At 68.3% G+C, this 24,294-nt stretch carries 24 protein-coding genes; 14 read left to right on the top strand and 10 right to left on the bottom strand.

The window, feature by feature from the left end:
- Nucleotides 1–79: 79 nt before the first annotated feature.
- Nucleotides 80–2,260, top strand: coding sequence for a HelD family protein (locus ACQPYH_RS16590; RefSeq protein ID WP_432892276.1), 2,181 nt, complete (start codon nucleotides 80–82; stop codon nucleotides 2,258–2,260).
- A 17-nt stretch (nucleotides 2,261–2,277) separates the two neighbouring features.
- Nucleotides 2,278–3,711, top strand: coding sequence for an alpha/beta hydrolase (locus ACQPYH_RS16585; RefSeq protein WP_432892274.1), 1,434 nt, complete (start codon nucleotides 2,278–2,280; stop codon nucleotides 3,709–3,711).
- On the opposite strand, the gene ACQPYH_RS16580 is transcribed toward ACQPYH_RS16585, so the two are convergent.
- A complete protein-coding gene (locus ACQPYH_RS16580; protein WP_432892273.1) occupies nucleotides 3,708–4,247 on the bottom strand; it encodes a SixA phosphatase family protein in 540 nt (179 codons plus the stop codon). The two genes, ACQPYH_RS16585 and ACQPYH_RS16580, sit on opposite strands and share 4 nt — an antisense overlap.
- A gap of 4 nt (nucleotides 4,248–4,251) precedes the next feature.
- Nucleotides 4,252–5,169 carry a methylenetetrahydrofolate reductase [NAD(P)H] gene (metF, locus tag ACQPYH_RS16575; protein WP_432892272.1) on the bottom strand — a complete coding sequence of 306 codons (918 nt, stop codon included), beginning with the start codon at nucleotides 5,167–5,169 and terminating at the stop codon, nucleotides 4,252–4,254.
- Nucleotides 5,170–5,227: 58 nt separating this feature from the next.
- Here metF and ACQPYH_RS16570 point away from each other — a divergent pair, with 58 nt between their 5' ends.
- Nucleotides 5,228–6,298, top strand: coding sequence for a polyprenyl synthetase family protein (locus ACQPYH_RS16570; RefSeq protein WP_432892271.1), 1,071 nt, complete (start codon nucleotides 5,228–5,230; stop codon nucleotides 6,296–6,298).
- 3 nt (nucleotides 6,299–6,301) lie between these two features.
- Here ACQPYH_RS16570 and ACQPYH_RS16565 read toward each other — a convergent pair whose 3' ends face one another.
- Nucleotides 6,302–6,721 carry a helix-turn-helix domain-containing protein gene (locus tag ACQPYH_RS16565; protein ID WP_432892269.1) on the bottom strand — a complete coding sequence of 140 codons (420 nt, stop codon included), beginning with the start codon at nucleotides 6,719–6,721 and terminating at the stop codon, nucleotides 6,302–6,304.
- 76 nt (nucleotides 6,722–6,797) lie between these two features.
- Here ACQPYH_RS16565 and ACQPYH_RS16560 point away from each other — a divergent pair, with 76 nt between their 5' ends.
- Nucleotides 6,798–7,151 (top strand): DUF4180 domain-containing protein, encoded by a 354-nt coding sequence (locus ACQPYH_RS16560; protein WP_432892267.1) that lies wholly within the window; start codon nucleotides 6,798–6,800, stop codon nucleotides 7,149–7,151.
- On the opposite strand, the gene ACQPYH_RS16555 is transcribed toward ACQPYH_RS16560, so the two are convergent.
- From ACQPYH_RS16555 to thiE, 3 genes are read right to left on the bottom strand one after another with little or no spacing between them, the layout of a single operon-like run.
- Nucleotides 7,134–7,568, bottom strand: coding sequence for a barstar family protein (locus tag ACQPYH_RS16555; protein WP_432892265.1), 435 nt, complete (start codon nucleotides 7,566–7,568; stop codon nucleotides 7,134–7,136). The two genes, ACQPYH_RS16560 and ACQPYH_RS16555, sit on opposite strands and share 18 nt — an antisense overlap.
- The gene (locus tag ACQPYH_RS16550) at nucleotides 7,565–7,990 is read right to left on the bottom strand and encodes a ribonuclease domain-containing protein (protein WP_198681868.1); all 426 of its coding nucleotides are present in this window, start codon (nucleotides 7,988–7,990) and stop codon (nucleotides 7,565–7,567) included. The genes ACQPYH_RS16555 and ACQPYH_RS16550 overlap by 4 nt, the downstream gene beginning before the upstream one ends.
- Nucleotides 7,987–8,625, bottom strand: a complete 639-nt coding sequence (gene thiE, locus ACQPYH_RS16545) for a thiamine phosphate synthase (RefSeq protein ID WP_432892262.1) — start codon at nucleotides 8,623–8,625, stop codon at nucleotides 7,987–7,989. Before thiE ends, ACQPYH_RS16550 begins: the two co-directional genes overlap by 4 nt.
- A gap of 43 nt (nucleotides 8,626–8,668) precedes the next feature.
- On the opposite strand from thiE, the gene thiO reads away from it, so the two are divergent.
- The 5 genes from thiO to ACQPYH_RS16520 all read left to right on the top strand — a co-directional run bounded on the left by thiO (nucleotide 8,669) and on the right by ACQPYH_RS16520 (nucleotide 15,089).
- Complete coding sequence (thiO, locus tag ACQPYH_RS16540; protein WP_432892260.1) at nucleotides 8,669–9,796, top strand: glycine oxidase ThiO; 1,128 nt, start codon at nucleotides 8,669–8,671, stop codon at nucleotides 9,794–9,796.
- A gap of 168 nt (nucleotides 9,797–9,964) precedes the next feature.
- Entirely contained in the window at nucleotides 9,965–10,924 is a 960-nt protein-coding gene (locus tag ACQPYH_RS16535) for a LysM peptidoglycan-binding domain-containing protein (protein WP_432892259.1), read from the top strand.
- A 72-nt stretch (nucleotides 10,925–10,996) separates the two neighbouring features.
- Nucleotides 10,997–12,952 (top strand): Stk1 family PASTA domain-containing Ser/Thr kinase, encoded by a 1,956-nt coding sequence (pknB, locus tag ACQPYH_RS16530; protein WP_432892257.1) that lies wholly within the window; start codon nucleotides 10,997–10,999, stop codon nucleotides 12,950–12,952.
- Nucleotides 12,953–12,995: 43 nt separating this feature from the next.
- Nucleotides 12,996–13,877 carry a DMT family transporter gene (locus ACQPYH_RS16525; RefSeq protein WP_432892255.1) on the top strand — a complete coding sequence of 294 codons (882 nt, stop codon included), beginning with the start codon at nucleotides 12,996–12,998 and terminating at the stop codon, nucleotides 13,875–13,877.
- Nucleotides 13,878–13,886: 9 nt separating this feature from the next.
- Nucleotides 13,887–15,089 (top strand): glucoamylase, encoded by a 1,203-nt coding sequence (locus tag ACQPYH_RS16520; RefSeq protein WP_432892253.1) that lies wholly within the window; start codon nucleotides 13,887–13,889, stop codon nucleotides 15,087–15,089.
- Here ACQPYH_RS16520 and ACQPYH_RS16515 read toward each other — a convergent pair.
- On the bottom strand, nucleotides 15,086–15,481 hold the full coding sequence (locus ACQPYH_RS16515) for a RidA family protein (RefSeq protein WP_432892251.1): 396 nt from the start codon (nucleotides 15,479–15,481) through the stop codon (nucleotides 15,086–15,088). The two genes, ACQPYH_RS16520 and ACQPYH_RS16515, sit on opposite strands and share 4 nt — an antisense overlap.
- Nucleotides 15,482–15,556: 75 nt before the next feature.
- Between ACQPYH_RS16515 and ACQPYH_RS16510 the strand changes: the two genes are divergently transcribed.
- Nucleotides 15,557–16,105 (top strand): TetR/AcrR family transcriptional regulator, encoded by a 549-nt coding sequence (locus tag ACQPYH_RS16510; RefSeq protein ID WP_432892249.1) that lies wholly within the window; start codon nucleotides 15,557–15,559, stop codon nucleotides 16,103–16,105.
- On the opposite strand, the gene ACQPYH_RS16505 is transcribed toward ACQPYH_RS16510, so the two are convergent.
- A complete protein-coding gene (locus tag ACQPYH_RS16505; RefSeq protein WP_432892248.1) occupies nucleotides 16,102–17,172 on the bottom strand; it encodes a glycoside hydrolase family 172 protein in 1,071 nt (356 codons plus the stop codon). The genes ACQPYH_RS16510 and ACQPYH_RS16505 overlap by 4 nt on opposite strands.
- Nucleotides 17,173–17,323: 151 nt before the next feature.
- On the opposite strand from ACQPYH_RS16505, the gene ACQPYH_RS16500 reads away from it, so the two are divergent.
- The 3 genes from ACQPYH_RS16500 to ACQPYH_RS16490 all read left to right on the top strand — a co-directional run bounded on the left by ACQPYH_RS16500 (nucleotide 17,324) and on the right by ACQPYH_RS16490 (nucleotide 19,377).
- The gene (locus ACQPYH_RS16500; RefSeq protein ID WP_432892246.1) at nucleotides 17,324–17,821 is read left to right on the top strand and encodes a SigE family RNA polymerase sigma factor; all 498 of its coding nucleotides are present in this window, start codon (nucleotides 17,324–17,326) and stop codon (nucleotides 17,819–17,821) included.
- On the top strand, nucleotides 17,811–19,022 hold the full coding sequence (locus tag ACQPYH_RS16495) for a hypothetical protein (protein WP_432892245.1): 1,212 nt from the start codon (nucleotides 17,811–17,813) through the stop codon (nucleotides 19,020–19,022). The genes ACQPYH_RS16500 and ACQPYH_RS16495 overlap by 11 nt, the downstream gene beginning before the upstream one ends.
- A gap of 145 nt (nucleotides 19,023–19,167) precedes the next feature.
- The gene (locus ACQPYH_RS16490; protein WP_432892244.1) at nucleotides 19,168–19,377 is read left to right on the top strand and encodes a hypothetical protein; all 210 of its coding nucleotides are present in this window, start codon (nucleotides 19,168–19,170) and stop codon (nucleotides 19,375–19,377) included.
- Nucleotides 19,378–19,383: 6 nt separating this feature from the next.
- Here ACQPYH_RS16490 and ACQPYH_RS16485 read toward each other — a convergent pair whose 3' ends face one another.
- The gene (locus tag ACQPYH_RS16485; protein WP_432892243.1) at nucleotides 19,384–19,908 is read right to left on the bottom strand and encodes a hypothetical protein; all 525 of its coding nucleotides are present in this window, start codon (nucleotides 19,906–19,908) and stop codon (nucleotides 19,384–19,386) included.
- 140 nt (nucleotides 19,909–20,048) lie between these two features.
- Between ACQPYH_RS16485 and ACQPYH_RS16480 the strand changes: the two genes are divergently transcribed.
- Entirely contained in the window at nucleotides 20,049–23,126 is a 3,078-nt protein-coding gene (locus ACQPYH_RS16480; protein ID WP_432892241.1) for an amidohydrolase family protein, read from the top strand.
- Here ACQPYH_RS16480 and ACQPYH_RS16475 read toward each other — a convergent pair.
- On the bottom strand, nucleotides 23,123–24,244 hold the full coding sequence (locus ACQPYH_RS16475) for a Gfo/Idh/MocA family protein (protein WP_432892239.1): 1,122 nt from the start codon (nucleotides 24,242–24,244) through the stop codon (nucleotides 23,123–23,125). The genes ACQPYH_RS16480 and ACQPYH_RS16475 overlap by 4 nt on opposite strands.
- Nucleotides 24,245–24,294 lie beyond the last annotated feature (50 nt).

Raw genomic sequence — 24,294 nt, 5'->3', positions numbered from 1 at the left:
GTCGGGGTGGTGCCCGGCGGTAGAGAGGACCTCGGTGGATCAAACCCCCACATCGGCCGATCACGACAACTTTGACAGCGTGGAGCGGGCGGAGCTGGCGGCTGAGCAGCAACACATCGACCGGGTGTACGGCCGGGTCGAGGAGGCCGCGCGGTCCGCATCCCGGATCGCTGTCGAGGGCCACCAGCGTGGCCAGGCGCAGAACGTCGGCCGGGTCCGCGACGAGGAGCAGACCGGTCTGTACGAGCGGGACGTGCTCGTGTTCGCCGCTGCCCGCCGGATCGCCGAGCTCGACGCCGAGCACGAGGGCCTGGTCTTCGGCCGGCTCGACTCCGACCTCGGTGACGACGAGCCGCCCGCCGGGACCGCTGCCGATCTCGAGAAGCTGTACGTCGGCCGGATCGGTGTCCGCGACGCGGAGTACGAGCCACTGGTGATCGACTGGCGCGCGCCCGCGGCCGAGCCGTTCTACCGGGCCACCGCGACGGACCGCCAGAAGGTCGTCCGGCGCCGCGTACTGCGGAACAAGGGCCCGCGGATCGTCGGGCTCGAGGACGACCTGCTGGCGCCGGAGCGCGCGCCCGAGGACCTGCCGGTGATGGGTGAGGGCGCGCTGATGGCCTCGCTGTCCCGGGCCCGTGGTCACACGATGCGCGACATCGTCGCGACCATCCAGGCCGAGCAGGACGAGGCGATCCGCGCACCAGCCCGTGGCGTCACCGTGATCGGCGGCGGACCGGGCACGGGCAAGACCGTGGTCGCTCTGCACCGGGCGGCGTACCTGCTCTACAGCGACCGCAGGCGCTTCGAGCGTGGCGGCGTACTGGTTGTCGGGCCGTCTGCCGCGTTCATGGCCTACATCGAGCGGGTTCTGCCGAGCCTTGGTGAGAACACCGTCTCGCTGCGGGCCGTTGGTGAGCTGGTCGACGGCGTGAAGGCCACTGCGGTCGACGACGCCGACGTAGCCGCGATCAAAGGCTCGCTGCGGATGCGCGCCGTGCTGTCGCGTGCTGCCCGCGACCGGGTGCCGAATGCACCGACCAACCTTCGCGTGTTCATCGGAGGCGCCACGGTCGAGCTGGATGCGAACCAGCTCGACAACGTACGCCGGAACGCGCTGCGCCGGACTGCTCGCAACAAGGCAGCCAGCGAGGCTCGCAAGGGGCTGATTGCCGCACTGTGGCAGCGGTTCCCGGAGGACCTGCGCAGTGGGCCGCTGGGCGACCGTGAGGCGTTCGGCGATCGTGTTGGCGACACTCCGGCGTTCCGGACGTTCTTCAGCCAGTGGTGGCCGGTGGTGACGCCGGAGTCCGTGCTGCGCTGGCTCGGTGACCCACGCCGGCTGCAGCGCTGGGCGCGGAACGACATGACCCCGGCTGAGATCGACGCGCTCGCCAGAGGGATCCGTACGACGAATGAGTTCACCATCGCCGACGTGGCGTTGCTGGACGAGCTGAGCGCGTTCCTCGGTCGCCCACCGGTGCAGGAGAACACCGATGAGGAGTTCGACTGGCTGGAGGGGCTGAGCGACGGCGTCAACGAGGTGCTGACCAGCTCCGAGCGCCGCGCCCGGGCCGCTGCCGCCCGGGAAGCGGAGGAGCCGGAGGAGTACGCACACGTGCTGGTGGACGAGGCGCAGGACCTCTCCCCCATGCAGTGGCGGATGGTCACCCGGCGCGGACCGCAGGCCAGCTGGACGATCGTCGGCGACCCGGCGCAGAGCTCCTGGCCGGACCCGGACGAGGCACGCGCGGCGATGGACTCGATGCTCTCGCACCTGCAGCGGCACTCGTTCCGGCTGTCCACCAACTACCGGAACTCGGCCGAGATCTACTCGTTCGCCGGTGAGGTGATCAGGCAGTCCATCCCCGACGCAGACCTGCCCAACGCGGTCCGCAGTACCGGAGTGGAGCCGGAGCACCGGATCTTCGACGACGGCAAGGTCTCGGAGGCCGCCGCCGACGCAGCCGCCGAGCTGCTCCAGCTGGTCGAGGGAACGGTCGGCGTCATCGTGACGCCGAAGCTGCGCCCAGCCGTCGACCAGGTGCTCGCCGAGCTGGGCGACCCACGTGTCGTCGCACTCAGCCCACTGGAGTCCAAGGGCCTCGAGTACGACGCTGTCGTGGTCGTCGAGCCGGACCGCATCGTCAGCGACACGCTGGGCGGAGTCCGCGCGCTGTATGTCGTATTGACCCGGGCAACCCAACGTTTGATTACCATCAACAGCACTACCCATTGGTTGCCCGCCCGCGACTCCTGAGAAGGAAGTAGCGTGCCTTGACCAAGGTCTTGCGCGCGGCCGCGATCGGCGTTGCCGTCGTATCGCTGGCCGCGCAGCTCACCCTGCCTGCCGTCGCTGCACCGAAGCTCACGTGGGGCGAGTGCCCACCTGACTCCGGTGCGTTCCGGCAGGTCGCCTGCGCGACGCTGAAGGTCCCGCTGGACTACGCCAACCCGAACGGCCGGCAGATCACGCTGACGATCTCCGGTGTCGGCAGTCTGACCGCGCCGCACGCGCTGCTGGTCAATCCGGGCGGCCCAGGCGCTCCTGGGATCGGTGTCGAGCAGATGGTCAGCGCGGCGCTGCCGGAGAAGGTCGCCGAGCAGTACGCAGTCTTCAGCTTCGACCCGCGTGGTGTCGGCGACAGCACTCCGGTCAGCTGCGGCGATACCAGCAAGCTGGTCACGCACCCCGCGCTCCCCTACCGGCCCGTCAACGCACGGCAGGAACAGCAGCGAGTCCAGCAGGCCAAGCAGGTCGCCGACCAGTGCGACCGCAACGCCAAGGGGCTACTGCCGTACATCACGACTGAGAACGCCGCCCGGGACATGGACCGGATCCGGATCGCACTCGGCCGCGACAAGATCGACTACCTCGGCTACTCGTACGGGACCAAGCTCGGAGCGACGTACGCGACGCTGTTCCCGCAGCACACCGGCCGGATGATCCTGGACAGCGTGGTCGACCCGCTGGTGTCGACGTACCGGACGACGTACGAGCAGGACCCGGCGTTCGAGGCCAGGGCGCAGGTGATGTTCGGCTGGATCGCTGCGCGGGACACGACGTACCACCTGGGCAAAACTGCGAAGGCGGTCGGAGCGGTCTGGCAGAAGGTCCAGAGCGACGTAGCCGAGAAGCCGGCCGGTGGACGTGCCGGAGTGGCCGAGCTGAGCGACTTGCTGGCATCGGCTCTCTACACCGACGACCTGTGGTCCTCAGTGGCCGATGCGATCGTTCAGTACCGTCACATTGATCCGTCTGGGTTGCTGTCGATCACTGACCAGTTCGCGTTGCAGTCGGTCGACCCTGCGCAGCTGGCGTACAACTGCATGGACCCGGGTTGGCCGAGGACCTGGAGTGCCTGGCACTGGGACACCACGGTCGCGGACCATCGGGCCCCGCAGTTCGCGTGGATGAACACCTGGTACAGCGCGCCCTGTGCGTTCTGGCCGGTCGCACCGGCGAAGCAGGTCCAGATCCGGTCCGCCGCACCGGTCCTGCTGCTTCAGGGACGGTACGACGCGGCCACGCCGGTGATCGGTGCGCGGCGGATGCGTGAGGTGCTCCCCAACTCCCGGCTGCTCCTCGACAAGGGCGGCAACCACGCGTCGTACCTGTTCTCGAACAACCCGTGCGTCGACGGCAAGGCCGAGAAGTACCTGCTCACCGGCCTGTTGCCGGCCGACGGCAACTGCCCGGCGGCCGGCTAGCCGCGCGGTACGACGTACTGCACGAGGTCGGCCTCGTTCGCGGCGAGGTCCGACCAGCGGCAGGTGAGGTGCAGGATCGCGAGACCGGACGTCGGGTACTTCTGGGTGAGCTCGACGCGCTCCGGGCTGGTGCCGTCCAGCGCCAGCTCGTCGGCGAGCCACGGGATGCCGGGCGCATGGCCGACGACGATCACCGTGCGGGCCTCGGCCGGGGCCTCGTGGATGACGTCGAGGAGTCCGTCGGCGTCGGCGCTGTAGATCCGCTTGTCGTACCAGGCGTCGGCCGCGGTGACGCCGGCCTCGGCGACGTACTTCCAGGTCTCGCGGGTGCGCTTCGACGGCGAGCAGAGGACCAGGTCCGCTTCGATGCCCTGGGCAACGAGATGCCGGCCGGCCGCGCCGGCGTCGGCGCGACCGCGGTCGGCGAGCGGCCGGTCGAGGTCGGGCAGATCCGGCCTCGACTCGGGCGGCACCGCCTTCGCGTGCCGGAGCAGGACGAGAGTGCGGTCGATCAACAGGTCCGACGGGTCAGCCATTGCGTCAGGATACGACGGTCGAGCTGAGGTTGCGGAAGACCTGTCGGGTCGCCGTCGACCTGTTCAGGGTGATGAAGTGGATGCCCGGCGCTCCGCCGGCCAGCAGGCGTTCGCAGAGCTCGGTCGCAATCTCGATACCGATCTCGCGAACCGCCGCAGGCTCGTCCTCGACCGCGAGCAGCCGCGACGTCACCACCTCGGGCAACGCCATCCCGGTGAGCTCGGCCATCCGCTGGATCTGCTTGATGTTGGTGACCGGCATGATGCCCGGCAGCACCGGCATGTCGCAGCCGAGCGCAGCGGAGCGGTCGATCAACCGGAAGTAGTCGTCGGCGCCGAAGAACATCTGGGTGATCGCGTAGTCGGCACCCGCTTGCGCCTTGGCGGCGAGCACCTGGGCGTCCGCCTCCAGCGAGGTCGCTTCCGGGTGCTTGTCCGGGAACGCCGCGACGCCGACGCTGAAGTCGCCGAGTGAACGGATCAGCTCGACCAGCTCGACCGCGTGGTTGAGGCCTTCGGCGTGCGCGACCCACGGCTGGTTCGGCCCGCCGGGCGGGTCGCCGCGCAGCGCGAGCATGTTCCGGACGCCGGCTCCGGCGTACGCACCGATCACCGAGCGCAGCTCGTCCCGCGAGTGCGAGACGCAGGTCAGGTGACCGAGCGGGGTCAGCGAGGTGTCCTGGGCGACCCGCTCGGTGACCCGGATCGTGCCGTCACGGGTCGTCCCGCCGGCGCCGTACGTGATCGAGACGAAGGTCGGGTGCAGCTGCTCGATCTCACGGATCGACCGCCACAGCACCTCCTCCGCCTCGGGCGTCTTCGGTGGGAAGAACTCGAACGAGAAGGACCGGTCTCCGGACGCAAGCAGTTCGCGGATCGTCGGCGCCCCGCCGGGACGCGTCGAAGGAAGCCCGTTCGCCATGCCGCACAGGTTACCCGCGGTGCTCGGACCTGTCTGCCCACCGACTACGCTCCGAGACGTGGACGGTGATGTGGATATTCCGGGCGGGATCCAGCTGGCGCTGAGTGGATTCCTGGATCGGCAGGAGGAGCGGCTGGCCGCGATCGGGCCGGAGCTGACCGAGCAGGTGCAGGCCGCACGGGACGCGACCAGCGGCGGCAAGCGGCTGCGTCCGTCCTTCTGTTACTGGGGTTTCCGGGCCGCCGGGGGTGATCCGGCGCAGCCGATCCTGACCGCCGCGGCGAGCCTGGAGATGCTGCACGTCAGCGCGCTCGTCCACGACGACGTGATGGATTCTTCCGACGTACGACGGGGTGCGCCGGCCGCTCATCGCCGGTTCGAGGCGTTGCAGCGGGAGCGGGCCGAGAAGAGCGGCCACGGCGGCGATCCGGTCGGTTTCGGGATCGGCGCGGCGATCCTGCTCGGGGATCTGTGCCTGATCTGGGCCGACGAGCTGCTGCACACGTCCGGGTTCGACGCGGCGGCGCTGGCGCGAGCCGAGCAGTACTTCGACGCGGTGCGCGTCGAGGTGACCGCCGGGCAGTACCTCGATCTGCTGGCGCAGGCGAGCGGCGAGTCGGACATGGATCTGGCCCTGCGAGTACTGCGCTACAAGTCCGCCACGTACACGATCGAACGCCCGCTCCATGTGGGCGCCGCGCTGGCCGGCGCCGACTCGCGGTTGATCTCGGCGTTGTCGGGCTACGGACTGCCGCTGGGTGAGGCGTTCCAGTTGCGGGACGATCTGCTCGGAGTCTTCGGTGATCCGGCGGTCACCGGCAAGCCGGCCGGGGACGATCTGCGCGAGGGCAAGCGCACGGTCCTGATCGCCTATGCGATCGACCACGCGTCCGAGGTCCAGCTGTCCGAGTTCGACCGGCTGTTCGGGCGGCCGGATCTGGACGACGACGAGATCCAGCTGCTGCGCGAGATCCTGCAGGACTCCCGCGCCGTACAGGCCTGCGAAGAACTGATCACCAACCGCACCGAGGATGCCCTCGACGCTCTGGACGAGGCGCCGCTTGCCGACGACGCGAGCCGCAAAGCCCTGACGGACTTGGCGATCGCGGCGACCTCTCGCTCGGTGTAGCAGCTACTGGTCGGCCATCAGGTTGATCAGCCGCAGCAGGTCGGCGGTGGCCGGAAGGTTGCCGAGGACGATGACCTTGAGGACGGCCCGGTCCTCGTCGTAGATGGTCTCGGCCTTGAGGTTGACCGCCTCGGGCTGGTTGAGCGCGCCGAGGATGTGCGTGGTGATGCGGTCCGCGGTCGCTCGATCGACGGCGTCGATGTGGACGATGCTCGACGCCTCGACGTGCCGGGCGGACCGGTCGACGTCGACCACGGCGGTGGGTGCGCCGGTGAACTCCTCGAGGTCCTCGCGGGTGATGCGGTACTGCTTGCCGATCCGCACCGCCTTGAGCCGGCCGTCGCGAACGTAGTTCCGGATCGTGCGAACGTGCAGCCCCAGCCGATTCGCCACCTGCTCGACCGAGTACAGCTCCTGCGCCATCTCACTAGACTATGGCAAGTTCCTTAGAATTCCCTATAAATGGCAACAGAGGGACAGATAAGGTATTTTGAAGCATATGGTTGACCTTGCCAGCGTGAAGGTGTTCGTCAGTGAAACGGCCGTTGCCACCGAGAGCGACGCCGTGCAGCTCATCGTCGACGCGCACTACGCGCACCGGGCCGAGTGGATCGCGTTCACGCCGGAGCAGCTCGGTGACGAGTTCTTCGAACTGCGGACCGGGCTGGCCGGTGCGATCACGCAGAAGTTCGTGATGTACCAGATGGGGCTTGCCGTCGTCGGCGACATCTCGTCGCGGGTCGCGGCGAGCCGGCCGCTGGCCGACTGGGTCCGGGAGAGCAACCGCGGCCGCAATCTCTTGTTCGCCGAGGATCTCGACGAACTGACCGAGCGCCTACAGGATCGGCAGTGAGCTCAACAGGTCCGGCGCTTCGGCGCCGGCCCGCTCGTGAATGAGGACCCGGAGCTGACCGGAGTTGGTGGTGTCCTCGGCGAAGATCTGCAGGGCTACATCGACGGTGTCGTGGTCGTGCTCGAGCAGGTGCCGTAGACCGGACCACAGCACGACCTCGGGCTCTCCGGTCGATCGGTCGCTCAGGGAATCGGCCAGCGCGTCCCAGTTCCGGCCGAACCAGCGCGGCAGGTCGAACGCAGTCGCACACAGGTCCAGGAACCCTGCCTTGTCCTGGATCTCGCCGGTGTCGAGCAGGACGAATCCGAACCCGGCTGCGGCAGCATCACGGCGTACCTGGTCGGCAGTCGCCGTCGATGGCCAGCGGTAGACGCCCGGACGGAGCCCGTCCGACAGCAGCGCGCGTAGATCGGTCATGAAGTTCCCCCGTCTTCCGCGATGCGGCGGAAGGACTTGTAGTGGTCGTCCGTGTAGTAACGCTCCTGAGCGTTACCGGTCACGATCCGGCGGGCACCACGGTCCTTCTCGCCCGGCGTCTTCACGGTGTACTCGTGGTAGTAGCCGCGATCGTGCTTCGGAAGGATCTTCTCCAGATTCCCGAACACCACGCCGTCGCGGCTGTACGGGTACGGTCCGCCCTGGTCGATCAGCTTCAGCGTGGCCTGCGCCTCCTTCGGCAGGTCGGCGACCGCGACGATCTTCAGACCGCTCTCCGGATCGACGTCACTGGAGGCCTTCGTGTCCGCCGAGCACCCGAACAGCGATGCCGCCAGCGTGATCACCAGCATGGCGATCACCACGACCGCGACGATCCGCGCGGCCTTCGGGTTGTTGATCACCGAAGTCTCCGACTGAACTCGCGGGCCGCCTCCCCCGGGTCGTCCGCGTCGGTGATCGCGCGTACGACGACCACTCGCGTCGCACCTGCTTCCAGTACGTCGTCCAGCCGCTCGAGGTCGATCCCGCCGATCGCGAACCACGGCTTCGACTGGCGGCGCCCCGCGGCGTACGACACCAGCTCCAGACCGGCGGCCTGACGTCCCGGCTTGGTCGGCGTCGCCCACGTCGGACCGACACAGAAGTAGTCCGACCCCTGCTCGGCCACCGCGGCGTTCACCTGGCTGAATGTGTGCGTCGACCGCCCGATGATCGGGCCCGGTCCGGTGACCGCGCGAGCGGCATGCACCGGCAGGTCACGCTGCCCCAGGTGCAGTACGTCGGCGCCCGCGGCGAAGGCGATGTCGGCGCGGTCGTTGACTGCCAGCAGCTTGCCGTGCCGCTTGCACGCGTCGGCGAACACCTCCAGCGCGGCCAGCTCGTCGGCAGCCTCCATCTCCTTCTGCCGGAGCTGCACGATGTCCACGCCGCCGGCCAGTGCGGCGTCGAGGAACTGCTCGAGGTCACCCTGCTTCTCGCGGGCATCCGTACACAGGTAGAGGCGGGCGTCGTCGAGCCGTTCGGTGTGGTCAGTCACACCCCAAAGCCTGCCATGCCAGCGCAGCCGTAGGCTCTGTGCCATGCCTGACGTGGTGGTGATCGGCGCCGGACTGATCGGTCTGGCGACCGCATGGCGACTGGCGGTCGACGGCATCAAGGTGACGGTGTGCGACCCGACGCCTGGCGCTCAGACCTCCAACGTCGCCGCCGGCATGCTCGCGCCGGTCACCGAGGTCGAGTACGGCGAGGACGACCTGCTCGCCCTCAACCTGGCATCCGTGAAAGCCTGGCCCGCCTTCGCCGACGAACTGGAAGAGCTGACCGGCCAGCCCGCCGGCCTGCACCGGACCGGCACGCTGTCTGTCGCGTACGACGTCGACGACGCAGCAGCGCTCCGCCGGCTCGCCGACTACCAGCGACGGCTCGGACTCGAGGTGGAGGAGCTGTCCGGTCGCGACGCCCGCCGGCGCGAACCACTACTCGCCACAGGCGTCTCCGGTGGCGTCTGGGTCCCCGGTGACCACTCCGTCGACAACAGGCAAGCAGTCGCCACTCTCCTGCGCGCCGTCGAGCTCTCGGGCGTCCAACTCATCCGCCAACGTGTTGCGCGCGTCCTCACGTCAGGTACGACGGCTGTCGGCGTACTGCTGGAGAACGGCGACACCGTGCAGGCGGGTCACGTGATCGCTGCGACCGGACCGTGGTCGTCGCAGCTGGACGGCGTACCCGAGGAGCTGCGTCCGCCGGTGCGACCGGTGAAGGGTGAGGTACTGCGGCTGCGAGTGCCCGAGGCGTACCGTCCTGCGCTGCAGCACACCGTGCGGGCGACTGCGCGCGGCTTCTCCGTCTACCTGGTGCCGCGGCCCGGTGGCGAGCTCGTGGTCGGCGCGACCACCACCGAGCTCGGCTACGACACTCGGGTACTGGCGGGCGGCGTGTTCGCATTGCTGCGCGACGCCCGGACCGTCCTGCCGATCATCGACGAGCTCGAACTGGTCGAGGCGATCGCCGGGCTCCGTCCCGCGACTCCGGACAACGCGCCGATCCTCGGACCGTCCGGTCTGGATCGGTTGCTTTGGGCAACCGGCCACTACCGGAACGGCGTACTGCTGACGCCGGTCACCGCGCAGGTGCTGGCCGAGACCGTCCGCACCGGAGCGCTGCCGGATCTCGCGAAGCCCTTCCTCGCCAGCCGGTTCGGGCACTGACTCACCGTTGCCTGCAGCAACCGGAATGCTTGTGAACGACAACAATGTAGTTCAGCCTTGAATTGTAAACATTGCATTACAGGCGTAACACGTACCCCATGGCCCCCTGTTGTCACATCTGTACCAGCGCTTACGGTCAACAGGACGTCACACGGGGAGATGGTTGCCATGCACAAGGTCCTACGGGTGCTGAGCGGGCTCGCCGTGCCGGTCCTGACCGCGGCCGTGATCACGGCCGGCTCGCCCGGTTTCGGCGCGTACAAGGTGAAACAGGGTGACACCCTCAGCCACATCGCCGGCCGGTACGGCACGTCGGTCATGACGCTGGTCGCGCTGAACAAGCTGCCCGGCAACGGCAACGCGATCTACGCCGGCGAGGTCCTGAAGGTCCCCGCCAAGGGGTCGACCACCAGGACAGCCCAGCCGGCCAAGCGTTCCCAGCTCGGCCGGGTGACGTACGTCGTCAAGCGCGGCGACACCGTCTCGAAGATCGCGAAGCGGTTCAAGTGCTCCCAGGCCAACCTGCTGGCCGCGAACGGGCTGCGCTCCGGCGACCGCATCTACGCCGGCAAGCCGTTGCAGGTCCCGGTGAAGCTGCACCCCAAGAAGCCGCCCAAGAAGGCACGCACCGACAACACCTTCGCCGGCCGCACGTACGCCGACCACATCGTCGCGCAGGCCAACCGCAACCGGGCGATCCTGAAACAGCGCAAGCTGCCGACCCGCACCCAGATGCGGTCACTGATCGTGACGACCTCGAAGCGGTACGGCGTCGACCCGCAGCTCGCGCTCGCGGTGAGCTGGCAGGAGTCCGGCTGGAAGCAGCGCGTCGTCTCCCCCGCCAACGCGGTCGGCGCGATGCAGGTGATCCCGTCCACCGGCAAGTTCGCCTCGAGCATCGTCGGCCGGAAGCTCGATCTGCTCAAGCCGCAGGACAACGTCACCGCCGGAGTCGTGCTCCTGAGCCGACTGACCGGCGCGGCCCGCCTCGACCTCGCGGTCGCCGGGTACTACCAGGGCCTGGGCGGCGTGAAGAAGAACGGTGTGTATCCGGACACGAAGCTGTACGTCCAGAATGTGCTCCGGATCAAGGCTCAGCTCGAACGCGGGTGGGACCCCCTGCGGTGAGCCTGAGCCAGTCACGCTGAGGCGTTATCTACACTCTCTGAGCAGAACGTTTGGAGAGGCGGCTCACCGCAAGTGACGGATGACGTGGACACGCAGGTCAGCGACCGCCTCGTCGGGCGAGTGCTCGACGGCCGGTATCGCGTGGACGCACGTGTCGCGAAGGGCGGCATGGCGACCGTCTACCGTGCCCTCGACACCCGGCTGGACCGCACTGTCGCGCTCAAGGTGATGCACGACGGGCTCGGTGACGACGCCCAGTTCGCCCGCCGGTTCGTGGCCGAGGCCCGGGCCGCCGCCCGCCTCTCGAACCCGAACGTGGTCGCGGTCTTCGACCAAGGTGACGACGACGGCACGCTGTTCCTGGCGATGGAGTACGTGCCGGGCCGCACGCTGCGTGACGTCATCCGCGAGCAGGCGCCGCTCTCCCCCGCCCGCGCGCTCGACCTGCTCACCCCGGTCCTGTCCGCACTGTCGGCCGCTCACGACGCCGGCATCGTGCACCGCGACATCAAGCCTGAGAACGTGCTGATCTCCGACAAGGGCGCGGTGAAGGTCGCCGACTTCGGCCTGGCCCGTGCGGTCAGCGCCAGCGGCAACACCGCCACGCAGGGCCTCCTGATGGGCACGGTGTCGTACCTGGCGCCAGAGCTGGTCACCGACGGCAGTGCGGACGCCCGCTCGGACGTGTACTCGGCCGGCATCCTCTTGTACGAGTTGCTCACCGGCAACAAGCCCCACTCCGGCGACACCCCGATCCAGGTCGCATACGCGCATGTCCACGCCGACGTACCCGCTCCCTCGCTCGAGGTGCCGAGCATCCCGCCGTACGTCGATGCGCTCGTGCAGCGTGCGACTGCGCGTGACCGGGACCTACGGCCGACCGATGCGCGAGTGTTCAGCCGGCAGGTGCACCGCGTACGCAGTGCGCTCGAGGAAGGCCTGCCGGACGACCCGGAACTGACCGGCGACCTGACTGTGCCGATCCAGCAGATCCGGCAGGACAGCGGGTACGACGACGGCTACACGCGCGGGGACGTATCGAGTGAACCGCTCCGCCACGACACCATCGTCGTACCTGTGGAACGTGGTCGGCCGACAGGCGCTCCGGCCAAGCCACCAGCCGCGCCACCGCAGCAGCAGCAGCGCCGCGGTCGCGGACCGATCGCACTGATCGTCATCCTGGCCGCAGCGATCGCCATCGGCACAGCGGCCTGGTACTACGGCATCCACCGCTACACCACCACGCCCAACCTGGTGAGCATGGCGCCCGCGGTCGCAGCAGCGGAGGCGGAGAAGTCCGGCCTGCGCACGAGCCTGGACAACCAGGACTACTCCGAGGACGTGCCCTTGGGATCGGTCATGCGGACCGACCCGGCGGCGGGCGATCGGATCCGGAAGAACGGTGATATCGGTCTCACCGTTTCGAAGGGTCCTGAACGCTACCGGGTGCCGCAGCTCGTCGGTCTGCAACTGGAGGCCGCCCAGCAGGCGCTGTCCCCGATCAAGCTGATCACCGGGCAGATCAACGAGCAGTACAGCGAGACCGTGCCGCAGGGGCGGGTGATGGCGATCAGCCCGCGGTTCAACACGGTCGTGAAGCCGGGCACCGCGGTCAACTTCGCGGTCAGCAAGGGCAAACGGCCGATCACCGTGCCCGACTGGACCGGCAAGTCCTACCACGACGCCGGCAAGGCACTCCGCAAGCTCGGCTTCACCGTCGGCCGCACCACGCAGTACGACGAGAAGGTCGCCGAGGGCAACGTGATCAGCCAGACCCCGAACAGCGGCACGTTGTTCGCCAAGGACAAGGTCACGATGGTGGTCTCGCTCGGCCCGCCGCTGGTCGACGTACCGGACGTCAAGCGGAAGAGCACCGCGGACGCGCAGAAGATCCTGACCGATGCCGGCTTCAAGGTCACGGTGCAGAAGGCGCCGTTCAACCTGGGGCTGAACATCGTCGCCGCGCAGAGCCCGAGCGCCGGAAAGAAGGCGCAACCCGGCAGCACGGTCATCGTCACTGTGCTTTAGGCCGTTTTGCCTTCTACTGAAGGCTTCTGATGTGATGTGCGGCGTGAACCGCCCGCGTATCGCCGTACTCGCCCTGCTCGCGGTCGCGGCGGCGTGGGGGTCGACGTTCTTCCTGACCAAGGACCTGCTCACCAGGATGGACGTCGCCGACTACCTGGCGTTGCGATTCCTGATCGCCTCGGTCGCGCTGGTGCTGATCCACCCGCCGGCGATCTCGAAGCTGAGCCGCCTGGACCGCGGACGGGCCGTTGCCCTCGGCATCACGTACGGCATCGCCCAGCTCGTGCAGACCGAGGGCCTGCGGCACACGTCGGCGAGCGTTTCCGGCTTCGTCACCGGCATGTACGTCGTGTTCACCCCGCTGCTCGGCGCGGTCATCCTGCGGCACAAGATCGGCCGCTGGGCCTGGTTCGCCGTGATCCTCGCCACGGTCGGCCTCGGCGTACTGTCCCTGCGCGGGCTCACACTGGGCACCGGCGAGCTGCTGACGCTGGCCTCGGCCGGGCTCTATGCGCTGCACATCATCGGGCTGGGCGCGTGGTCGACCCCGAAGAACGCCTTCGGCCTGTCGGCGCTGCAGATGATCGTGATCACGTGCGTCTGTGGGATCGGCGCACTGCCCGGCGGGTTCTCGGTGCCGAGCTCCAGCCGCGACTGGGTCGCGGTCGTCTACATGGCGCTGGTCGCCGGAGCGCTCGCGCTGATCGTGCAGACCTGGGCGCAGGCACACCTGACTCCCACGCGGGCCGCGATTGCGATGACAATGGAGCCAGTGTTCGCCTCGACATTCGCAGTACTGTTCGGCTCCGACAGCCTCACGTGGCGGATGCTGGTGGGTGGAGCGTTGGTGGTGTCGGCGATGTATCTGGTCGAGCTGGCGCCGCGGCGTAAGTTCGAGGCGGAAGTGCAGCACCTGGCTCAATAGGAGGGGACCATGCGCGGAGGCAGCCGGCACAGCTGGTTCCCGTACGCCGTCATTGCCCTCCTGCTCGCGATCCTTGCCGCTGGGACGACCAGCAACCTGATCCGCAACCCGCAGCCCCGCCTGGTCGGCGACGGTATCCCCGGCCGTACGGCGACCCACGCCGACTCGGCCCTCGTCAGCGGGAAGTACGACGACCTGGTGCAGCACGCACTGGCCGATCTGGACGGTCTCACGCTTCCGAACGGCGCCACGCTGGCCGGCTGGAACGGCCCGTGGCGGTACGTCTGGCCGCGCGACGCGTCGTTCGTCGCCGTCGCCCGGTGCGCGATCGGCCAGTACGACGCGGCGCTCGACGTACTGGCGTTTCTGGATCGCGTCCGGCCGTCAACGGGACGGTGGGAGGCGCGGTACACCGAGACCGGCGCACGGGTCGACGACGGTCGCGCGTCGCAGCTGGACGGGTCCGGGTGGGTGCTGTGGGCGACCTGGTTCTGCCGGGCGGGCGACAGGTACTGGGAGATGGTCCGGGAGTCGGCCGACCAGATCGTCACCGAGCTCGCCGCGGACGGATTGCCTGCGCCGTCGTCCGACTACTGGGAGCGGCGCGAGAAGGAGCTGACTCTCGGGACAGTCGCGCCGCTGCTGACCGGGCTCCGGTCAGCGGTCCGGATCGCGACCGACCAGCACCACCCGGCTGAGGCGACCCGCTGGCAGGCTGCGCTCGAAACGTTGTCGGCGGCAACCGATCGGGTCTTCGGACCGGACTATCCGCGGACTCCGGCGGCGGCGACGAGCTTCGTCGAGCCGGGTGTCGAACCGATCGGCATCGGCGGCGGCGCGGACGCGATCGTGACGGTGCTCGGACCGCCGTTCGCCCCGGCGCGTGCGGTCGTCTCGAGCGCGATCGACCGCGCGCACGCCGCACTCATGCAGCCCAACGGCGGTGTGACGCCCGGCGAATCCTGGCGCGCAGATGGAGTGTCCTGGACGCCCCAGACCGCATTGTTCGCGCTGAGCGCTGCAGCGCGCGGGGATCAGACCACGGCGAACACCTTGCTGTCCTGGCTCGATCAGCACCGGACCAGCACCGGCGCCTTGCCGGAAAAGGTGAACCGGGATCTGGAGCCGGCCGGCGAGGCGCCACTCGCGTGGACCGCGGCCCTCGTCGTCCTCGCCGACACGGCTCTGCAGAATCCTTTGCCCACGCCTTAATCCATCGCGGTGGCTTCGAGGGCGACCAGGAGGTCCGGCCCCGCGAGGCTCGCGACGCCGAGCACGCTGCTGGCGAAGCGGTCGGGTGTGCCTCCGAAGCGCTCGGCCAGGATGCCGAAGTGCGGCAGCAACCCGGCGACGTCGGTCGTGTAGATGTTGAGCCGGACCACGTTGGCCACGGTCATGTCGGCGCCGTCGAGGACAGCTTCGAGGTTGTCGAGTGCCAGCCTCAACTGCGCTGCCATGTCACCTGGATGCTGCGAGTTTCCGTCGGCGTCCACCGAGTCCTGCGCGCTGCAGATGAGCTCACGACGGCGGCCTTCGATGAGCTGCGCCTGGTCGAATCCCAGACCCACCGACCAGTTCCACGGGTTGATCGCGGTGCGTTGCATGGTGCTCTCCTCACCTTCGAGTTAGTTAGGTAACTAACCTAGAACCGGCCACCGACAGTTCTTATACTCGAGGCTGTGGGCAAACGAGAACGACTGGTCGCTGCGGCCGGAGAGATGGTCTATCGGCAGGGTGTCGCGCCGACGACGCTGACGCACATCGCGGCGGCGGCCGACGTACCGCTGGGGAACGTCTACTACTACTTCAAGACCAAGGAAGAGATCGTCGGCGCGATCGTCGAGGCGCATGTCGAGGGCCTGACGGCGACGCTCGCCGAGGTGGAGCGCCGGCATCGCAGCCCGAAGGCGCGGCTCAAGGCGCTGGTCGACGTACTCGCGGATCGGTCCGATGAGACCGCGCTGTACGGCTGCCCGTACGGGACGCTCGCGACCGAGCTGGCCAAGCGCGCCGACGGGACGGACCCGCATGCCGTCGAGCTGATGCGGATCCCGCTCGACTGGGCCGAGCGGGAGTTCCGGGCGATGGGTTGCCGTGGCGCGCGGGCGCTCGCGGTGGAGCTCGTCGCCGGGTACCAGGGCGCTGCCGTCCTGGCCGGGACGCTCGGTGAGCGCGAGCTGATGGCCGGCCAGGCGCGGCGGCTGCGGCGGTGGATCGATGCGCTCTAGCAGATCTCCATGACGTCGTGCGTCGGCGCGTCCGGTCGCGTCGTACTCGTCCTGCCTGAGTAGAAGAACGCGGTCGAGGAGATGTCGTCCTGCAGCGGTAGGTAGCGGCCGCCGGAGCGCCAGCCGAGCGCCTGTACGTCGACGCGCAGCTTCTCCTTGAAGCGGATCGGGTCTGGCAGGTGGAAGCGATACATGCCGAAGCGTTGCTGGCTCTGGTACTGCCCGTCCGGGCGGATCACCTGCGGCATACCGAGGTACGGCGTACTGAACTCGGTGTAGCCGCCCAGGTGAGGTACGTCGAAGTTCCACGCCCCGCCGAAGTAGTCCTCGGTACCTGTGCCGCAGATGGTCGGGTACTGGTCGTCGCCGTCGAGGTAGAACTTCACCTCGCCCTCACCCCACCACCCGGTGCTGTTGACGCCCCAGGCGAGGTAGGTGCCGACGTAGTGCCCCGGCCCTTCCACACCGTCCAGAAGTGTGTGGACCGTCTTCGACTCGAGCGGATTGCTCCGCCGCCACTGCGCATGCAGGTACGCCGACTTGTCGGGCACTGCGCCGAGCCAGTAGTCCACCTGGAAGTACACGACCACCTTCTCGTCGTGCGTGTTCTCCAGCGTGAACGTGGCGTGCTCCTTGAACGGCATCTCCCAGTAGCAATTGAAGCCGCCGTTCGGGTTCACCGCGACGGGCAGCGAGCTGACCTGCGCGAACTTGCCCCAGCCGGAGCAGAAGAAGTCGCCGACCGGAGTCTCGATCGCCGGTGCCGTGTCGCCGTCCCAGTACCCGCGCAGCACCAGCCGGCGCCAGTGGTCGACGTGCGTGGTCAGCCAGATGTGGGTGACGCAGCCGGAGCCGGCGATATCTGCCAGCGTCGCGGTCTCCCCCGGCCCGATCTCGATCGACGGCGAGACCTTCCACCCCTGACCGAGATCCCGGGCCGCATGCGCCCCGGTCCCCTCGGTCCGCCGCCCACCCTGACCGGGCTCGCCGGTCGGGTTCTCCGCACTGATGGACCGCGACTCGACCTCGGCGAGCGCACTGATACCGGTGAGATTCCCAAGAGTCATACGCGCGACCCTAGCGGTTCTGAGGGCTCTGAGAAATCGATTGCCCACACCATGGACCCAGGGTGGGCTCCGTCTGGACTCAGCAGATCCGGACCTGCCGTCGTCTGTACTGGTGTAGGCCGGTGCTGCACCGGCCGGAAGTGGAGACGACGTGACCTTCGACGAGTGGACCCGGTCCGGGTTGCCGCCGCTGCTCCGGTTCGCCACGGTGCTGTGCGGCTCGCCGCACCTGGCCGAGGACGTGGTCCAGGACGTCGCGATCAAGGCGCAGCGCAACTGGGCGCGGATCGGTGCCGCCGACAGCCCGGACGCCTACCTGCGCCGGATGACGGTCAACGAGTACCTGTCCTGGCGCCGGAAGTGGTCCCGCTACGTCCCGATCGCCGAGATCGAGTCCGGCACCAGCCCGGACCACGCCGAACTTGCCGCCGACCATGACCAGTTGCTTCGCGAGCTGGCCAAGCTCCCCCGGCGTCAACGAGCCGTCCTGGTACTGCGGTACTTCGGCGGCCTCACCGACAACGAGATCGCCGAGACGATCGGCTGCTCGCCGGGCACCGTGCGCGCCCATGCCTCGCGAGCTCTGGCCACCTTACGTATCGAATTCACCAGCAATCGCGTGACAGAGGACGTCCACCATGCGTACTGAAGAAGACCTCCGCGACGCCTTCGACCACCTGGCCGACCAGGCGCCGCATCCCGCCGGCATCCGCGCGAGTCTGCTGCCGCGGAGCGCGCGCCGATCACGACGTACCGGGCCGATCGTCGGTACTGCGGTCGCCACCGCGTGTGCGGCGATCGCGGCGGTCGTCCTACCTCAGGTGATCTCGCACAACGGGTCAGGCCCGGCAGCCCAGGACGAGCGCAACCCAGCCTGGTCGCGCTGGGTCGACCTGAACCTGCCGAAGAACTTCAAGGCGGTCGACCAGCGATTCACCGCGAACCGCCAGGACTACGAGCTGGTCAACATCGACACCCGGACCGCGGCGCCGTTCTGCCAGCTTCAGCTGCACCGCAACGGCGACTTCGACCCCTCGACGATCCCGGCCGGCAGCCCGACGATCGACATCGGCGAACACAAGGCGCGGGTGGTTACCTCGGACGGGAAGACGCCGTTCATGCCCGGGCCGTCGAACTACAGCTTCCCGTTGTCCGCCAAGGAGCGGAAGGTCCTGGCGTGGCAGCCGGTCGACGGGGTGTGGGCGCTGCTCAGCTGCGAGACTCTGCTCCCTCAGGGCACCGAGCTGGAGCCGACGACGCAGCCGGCACCGGCCGTCACCCTCGCCAAGTTGATCTCACCGCCGACCCGCAATCTCGGCTCCCCGATCAAGCCCGGCGAACTCCCGAAGGGTCTTTCGCCGCACTCGGTTCTCTACCAGCCGTACGACAGCGGGATCCCCGGATCCGGCGAAGAGTTCACCGCACTACTGAGCGACGGGAACCCAGCCACCGGCTACGTGCCGCCGGTGCTGAAGCCGGCCGGCCTGGTGGCCGGCAACGCGTGGGACCCGATGCCTGGTGACGACCTGTCGATCAGGTACGACACCGGCAAGTTCTGGAACCAGATGACCACGATCCGCGGCGGCAAGGCCGACACCGTCATCCACGGCATGAAGGCCTACTACACGCCCGCTCACATCACGTACTCGAAGAGGGATCCGTCGAAGGTCACCACCTCGGGACCGCTCAACACCCTCCGCCTCGAGTCGAACGGTGTCGCGGTCGTGATCACGTCGTACGCCGCGAAGCCGTCCATGGAGCAACTGCGCCAGATCGCCGAATCCATGACCTTGACGAAGAACCCGAAGAACCCCGGCACCTGGTTCGACGCGGCCCGAGTGATTCCCTGACGCCTGCCGTCGTGGAGCTGGATGTGCCGGCCGGGAGTGCGCTGTTCTTCGGGGTGACCGAGGAGCAGCGTCGCCGGTACGGGATGAGCGAAGGGTCGAGCGGGCGGATGCTGCGGAACGAGCCGCCGTCGGTGCTCGAGTACGAATGGCCGGTGAGATCCTCACCTGGGAGATCACCGGTACGGCGGAGGGCAGCCGTCTGGTCTTCACCAACGTGCTGTCGGATCCCTCGGCCGCGCGTCCTGCTGCCGCTGGTTGGGAAGCCGGGTTGGAGGTTGTCGAGGCTCAGCTCGCCGATCGCCCGATCACCTGGAACCCGTTGGATCGCGCTGAGGAACTGGCCCGGCAGGCCTAGGTCCTCTCAGCAGGGCCGGACCTTCGCGTCGAGGCCGGTGAATGAGACGCAGGACCACGGGCGGCCCTGGTCGCGCTTGGCGCGGACGATGACCGGGAACGCGCCCGCGCCGTGCACCTGCGGGCTCTTCTCGGTGACGAAGGAGCCGATGGCGCCGCCGCGCGCCTCGGCCGCGGTCTTCACGTTCGCGACGGTGACGGTACTGCTGGATCCCTTCTCGGCCGCGCTCTTGGCGTCGGTCGCGACCTGCAGCGCGAACTTGATCTCCGGCGGCTTCGACCACGTCGTCTGCGACCAGGGGATGATCAGCCCGAACATCGCCAGCCCGATCGCCGTGATGATCTGCCGGAGCCGCCGGCTCTGATCGGTCAGCAGCAGTGCCGCACAGCAGATCGCGAGGAAGACCGTGAGCCCGCGCAGGATCCAGTGCCGGTCGAGCCGGCTGTCCACCGCGAGTCCGGCCGCGACCGCGATCACCAGGCAGAGCACGGCCGCACCGAGCGCCCGGGCCCGTGGAGACAGAGATTGCATGCCGCAGACGATAGACGCTCACCGTTCGTCGCACGCTAGCGGCCGTTGGGCGCGAGGCGCGCCGGTCAGGATCGTGCCGTGCGGACGGTCCTGGCAGATTCGGAGAGGTCCCACCGCCCCCTAGGGATTGGATCCGGATCATGACCGAGAACCCTGGATCGTGGAGCATCTCGCGGCGTCGTGCGCTGCAACTCAGCGGCGGAGTCGCCGCGGTCGGCGCCGTACAACTGCCGAGCTCGACTGCTGAAGCTGCTGGGAATCAGGCAGTACTTCGGGAAGGCACCAACTTCATGGTGTCCGTGTCGCCGGACGGGAAGTGGCTGGCGTTCGACCTGGTGACGGCGATCTGGGTGACGCCGGCTGCGGGCGGAACCTCGCGCCGGCTCACCGACGACCTGCAAGACGCGACCCGGCCGCGCTGGTCGCCGGACGGGAAGTCGATCGTGTTCCAGTCCTATCGGGACGGGAACTTCCACCTCTGGTCGATCCGGCCGGACGGCAGCGGGCTCCGCCAGTTGACGAGCGGACGGTTCGACGACCGCGAGCCGCATGTCACGCCGGACGGCCGCTCGATCGTGTTCTCCTCGGACCGTGGCGGCAGCTACGGGATCCATCGCCTGGACCTCGCGAGCGGCGCGATCGTGGCGCTCACCGACGAGGCCAGCGAGGAGGCCGAGCCGGCCGTGTCGCCTGACGGCTTGAAGGTTGCCTTCACCGTTGATACCAGCGCGATCGTTGAGCTCGATCTCACGACAAACGTCCGTACGACGCTTGTTGCCGCGCAGAGCGGGATCAGTTTGTTCGGGCCGTCGTACTCGCCTGATGGCGAGCTCGCGTACGTGCGGCTGACTGGTCCGACGTGCGATCTTGTTGTGGATGGCAAGCAAGTGACGACCGGTGAAGACGTCTTTGCGCTGCCGCCGTCCTGGCCCTCCGCGGGCCTCTTCTACACCGCCGACGGCACGGTCCATCGCTACCAGGGTGGCGTCGTACCCTTCCAGGCGACGGTTCCGGTCACGTCGAAACGGCCGCGGCCGAAGGCGCCTGATCTCGAGTCTTCCGGGAAGCGTGCGGTCCGCGGGATCGCGAGTCCGACGGTGTCGCCGGACGGGAAGTGGATCGCGTTCCGGGCGTTGAACGCGCTCTGGCTGGTGGGCTCCAGCGAGCCGCGCAAACTGGTTGCTGACGGCTACTTCAACTCGGATCCGGACTTCTCGCCGGACGGCACGAAGTTGCTGTACGCAAGCGATCGCGACGGCACAGCGGATCTCTGGCTGCATGATCTGGCTTCGGGCGTGGACACCAAACTGTCCGGCCTGCCGGGCGCCCAGACTGCCCCACGCTTCTCACCGGATGGTCAGCAGATCGCCTACCAGGACCAGGACGGGATCGCCTGGGTGCTCACTATCGCGTCCGGCGAGGTTCGACAGGTCACGCCGACGCTCTTCCAACCCGGCCGGGTCAGCTGGTCGCGCGACGGTCGCACCCTCGTCCTCGCCGCGGTGAAGCCTTTCTCCAAACGGTTCCGCGAGGGCACGAGCCAACTTCTGTACGTCGATGTCGAGACGGCCGCCCTCGAGTACGTCGAACCGATGCCGTTCCGCTCGCTCGCCACCCGCGGCGACGACGGGCCGGTCTTCTCCCCCGACGGCACGCAGCTCGCCTTCGTCGTCGAGAGCCTGCTGTACGTCGTACCGGTCGACGCCCGCGGCCGATTCACCGGCTCGCCACGTGCGATCACCGGCGAGGTCACGGACTCGCCGGTCTGGCAGGACAGTCGCACGCTGCTCTACCTGTCGAACGGGAAGTTGCGCAGGACAACGATCAACGGCGGCCGGCCGGAGACGATCCGGATCGACCTGTCCTACCGGCGGGCCACGGTCAACCAGCACGTCACGATCCACGCCGGAGCGCTGTGGGACGGCCGGTCGACCTCGCTCCGGCGCGACGTCGACGTCGTACTGGACGGGTCGCGGATCGCCGCCGTACGTCCGCATCACGGCCGCGCCGACATCAATGCGTCGAAGCTCACCGCGATGCCGGGACTCGTTGATGCGCACAACCATTGGCATCTGCGCGGGCGGGCCTGGGGTGCGCGGCAGGGGAACCTTTGGCTTGCCTATGGCATCACGTCGACGCGGTCGCCGGGCGATCCGGCGTACCAGATGCAGGAGACACGCGAGGCCTTGATCAGCGGCGCTTTGCGCGGGCCGCGGTACTTCGCGACGGGCGAGGCGATCGACGGGTCGCGGGTGTACTACAACTTCATGCGGCCGACGTTGTCCGTGCAGCAGCTCGGCCTGGAGCTCGATCGCGTTGAGGGTCTCGCGTACGACTTGGTGAAGACGTACGTGCGGTTGCCGATCGAGTACCAGCGGCGGGCGATCGCTGCGGTGCATCGGCTCGGGCTGCAGTTGTCGTCGCATTACCTCTACCCGGCTGAGCACCTCGGGATGGACGGAATGGAGCACACCGGGGCGACCAACCGGCTCGGGTACTCGCACACGGTCAGTCGGCTCGGGCGCGCGTACGCCGATGTGGTCACGCTGTTCACGCGGGCCGGGCTGTCCGTGACGCCGACGTTGTTCAACTCGACGATGGCTCACGTTGACGATCCATCGCTGCTGACGGACCGGCGTACGACGACGCTGTATCCGTCGTGGGAGTACAACGCGTTGATGGCCGAGGTGAACACTGCTCGTGGGCCTGCCGGCGTCACGACTCGCGAGCTGCTGCGCGGGAACGTCGACATGGTCCTGCGGATCCATCGTGGCGGCGGGTTGGTGATCTCCGGGACCGATACGCCGTTGGACAACATGGCGGTCTCGCTGCACGCCAATCTGCGGTCGATGGTGGCCGGCGGGTTCACGCCGTACGAGGCTCTCACCACGGCGACGCGCAATCCGGCGCGCTGGCTCTGTTTGGAGGACAAACTCGGCGTCGTGAAACCCGGAGCCCAGGCCGACCTGTCGTTCGTCGCCGGAGATCCGCTGGCCGACATCCGCGCGGCCGCCGCCGTCTCACAGGTCGTTGTCGCAGGCAACCACTACACGGTCGACGAGCTGCTGGCGCCGTATCAGGTCGGCAATCGGATCGAGCCCGCGGTCCGGGTGGTCAACGCTCCGCAACCGCTCACCCGCGAACAGGCACACTCCCACGACGACACCTACTGGTGGCACGAGCCCGAATGGCTTCATCGGGTTTGCTGCGAGGGTTAGAAGGTGGTGGTGAGTTCCTGGGTCTGGCCGGTGGCGGCGGCGCGGTAGGCGGATTCGATGATGTCGATGACGTGGCGGGCGTGTTCGGCGGTGACGATGGACGGCGTGCCGTCGCGGACCCAGTCGACGAGCTGCATGACGTCCTCGTACACGTGCTGCTCCTCGATGTCGCGGTGCGCGCCGGTGACGTGCGGGAGGAGGGCCTGGTTGCCCGAGCCGCGCGGTGCGAGCTCGGCGGGGTCGCGGTTGGGGAAGTCGAACGGTTCGCCGTTGAGCAGGAGGCCGTCGATCGTGCCTTCCGTGCCGTAGTACGCGCCGCCGAAACCGCCGCGGATCGGTCCCGCGGCGGTGCCGGTCGCGACGCAGTACACGTTGTCGCCGAAGTCGATCAGCACGATGGTGTTGTCGTCGGCATCGGTCTGTACGTCGCCGCCTCCGCTGCTGCGGACGGGGATCCGTACGCCGGACATCGCCGTCACGCGCTTCGCCGTACCGAGGATGCCGGTGACCGTGTGCAGGGCGTAGACCGTCATGTCGTACATCGGTCCGCCGCCGGGTTTGCGGAAGTACCACGACGGGTCGATGTTGCTCAGTACGTCGCTGCCGCCGCGCACGGACTCGTTCTCGTGATAGGTGCCGAACGACGCGCCGCAGCTCACCCATGACAACGTGCCGATCGCACCCTCGGCGATGAGCTCACGCGTGCGGATGTGGTGCGGACGCAGCATCTCCCCCGGCGAGGCAACGATCCGCAGCTCGTTGGCGGCCGCGAGCTCGATCAACTCGGTGGCCTCGGCCACTGTCAGCGTCATGGTCTTGTTGAAGTGCACATGCTTGCCGGCCTGCAACGCGAGCTTCCCCTGCTCGTAGTGCAACCCGATCGGCGACGCAATCGTCACCGCATCCACATCACCCCGAGCCAACAGCTCCTCGTACTCCGTAAACCCTCGCTCCACCCCGAACCGCTCAGCCGCCGCCTCCGCCCGCCCGGCGACCGGATCGCACACCGCGGCAAGGGTCACCCGTCCCGCAAGATCGGGCTGCGACAAATGCGGCAAGATCCCCCGCACCGAGATGCTGCCCGCCCCGACCACACCGATCCGCACCGAGTCCGCCATACAAGCCATCCTATGAATGAATGCCGCCGCAGCGCGCTGAACCGGTGAGT

Origin of the sequence: Kribbella sp. CA-245084, assembly GCF_050942355.1 — a bacterium.
In the GTDB taxonomy this organism is placed as follows: Bacteria; Actinomycetota; Actinomycetes; order Propionibacteriales; family Kribbellaceae; genus Kribbella.
Note: the sequence above shows the minus strand (reverse complement) of the source record. Positions and strands in the feature narration are given on the sequence as shown.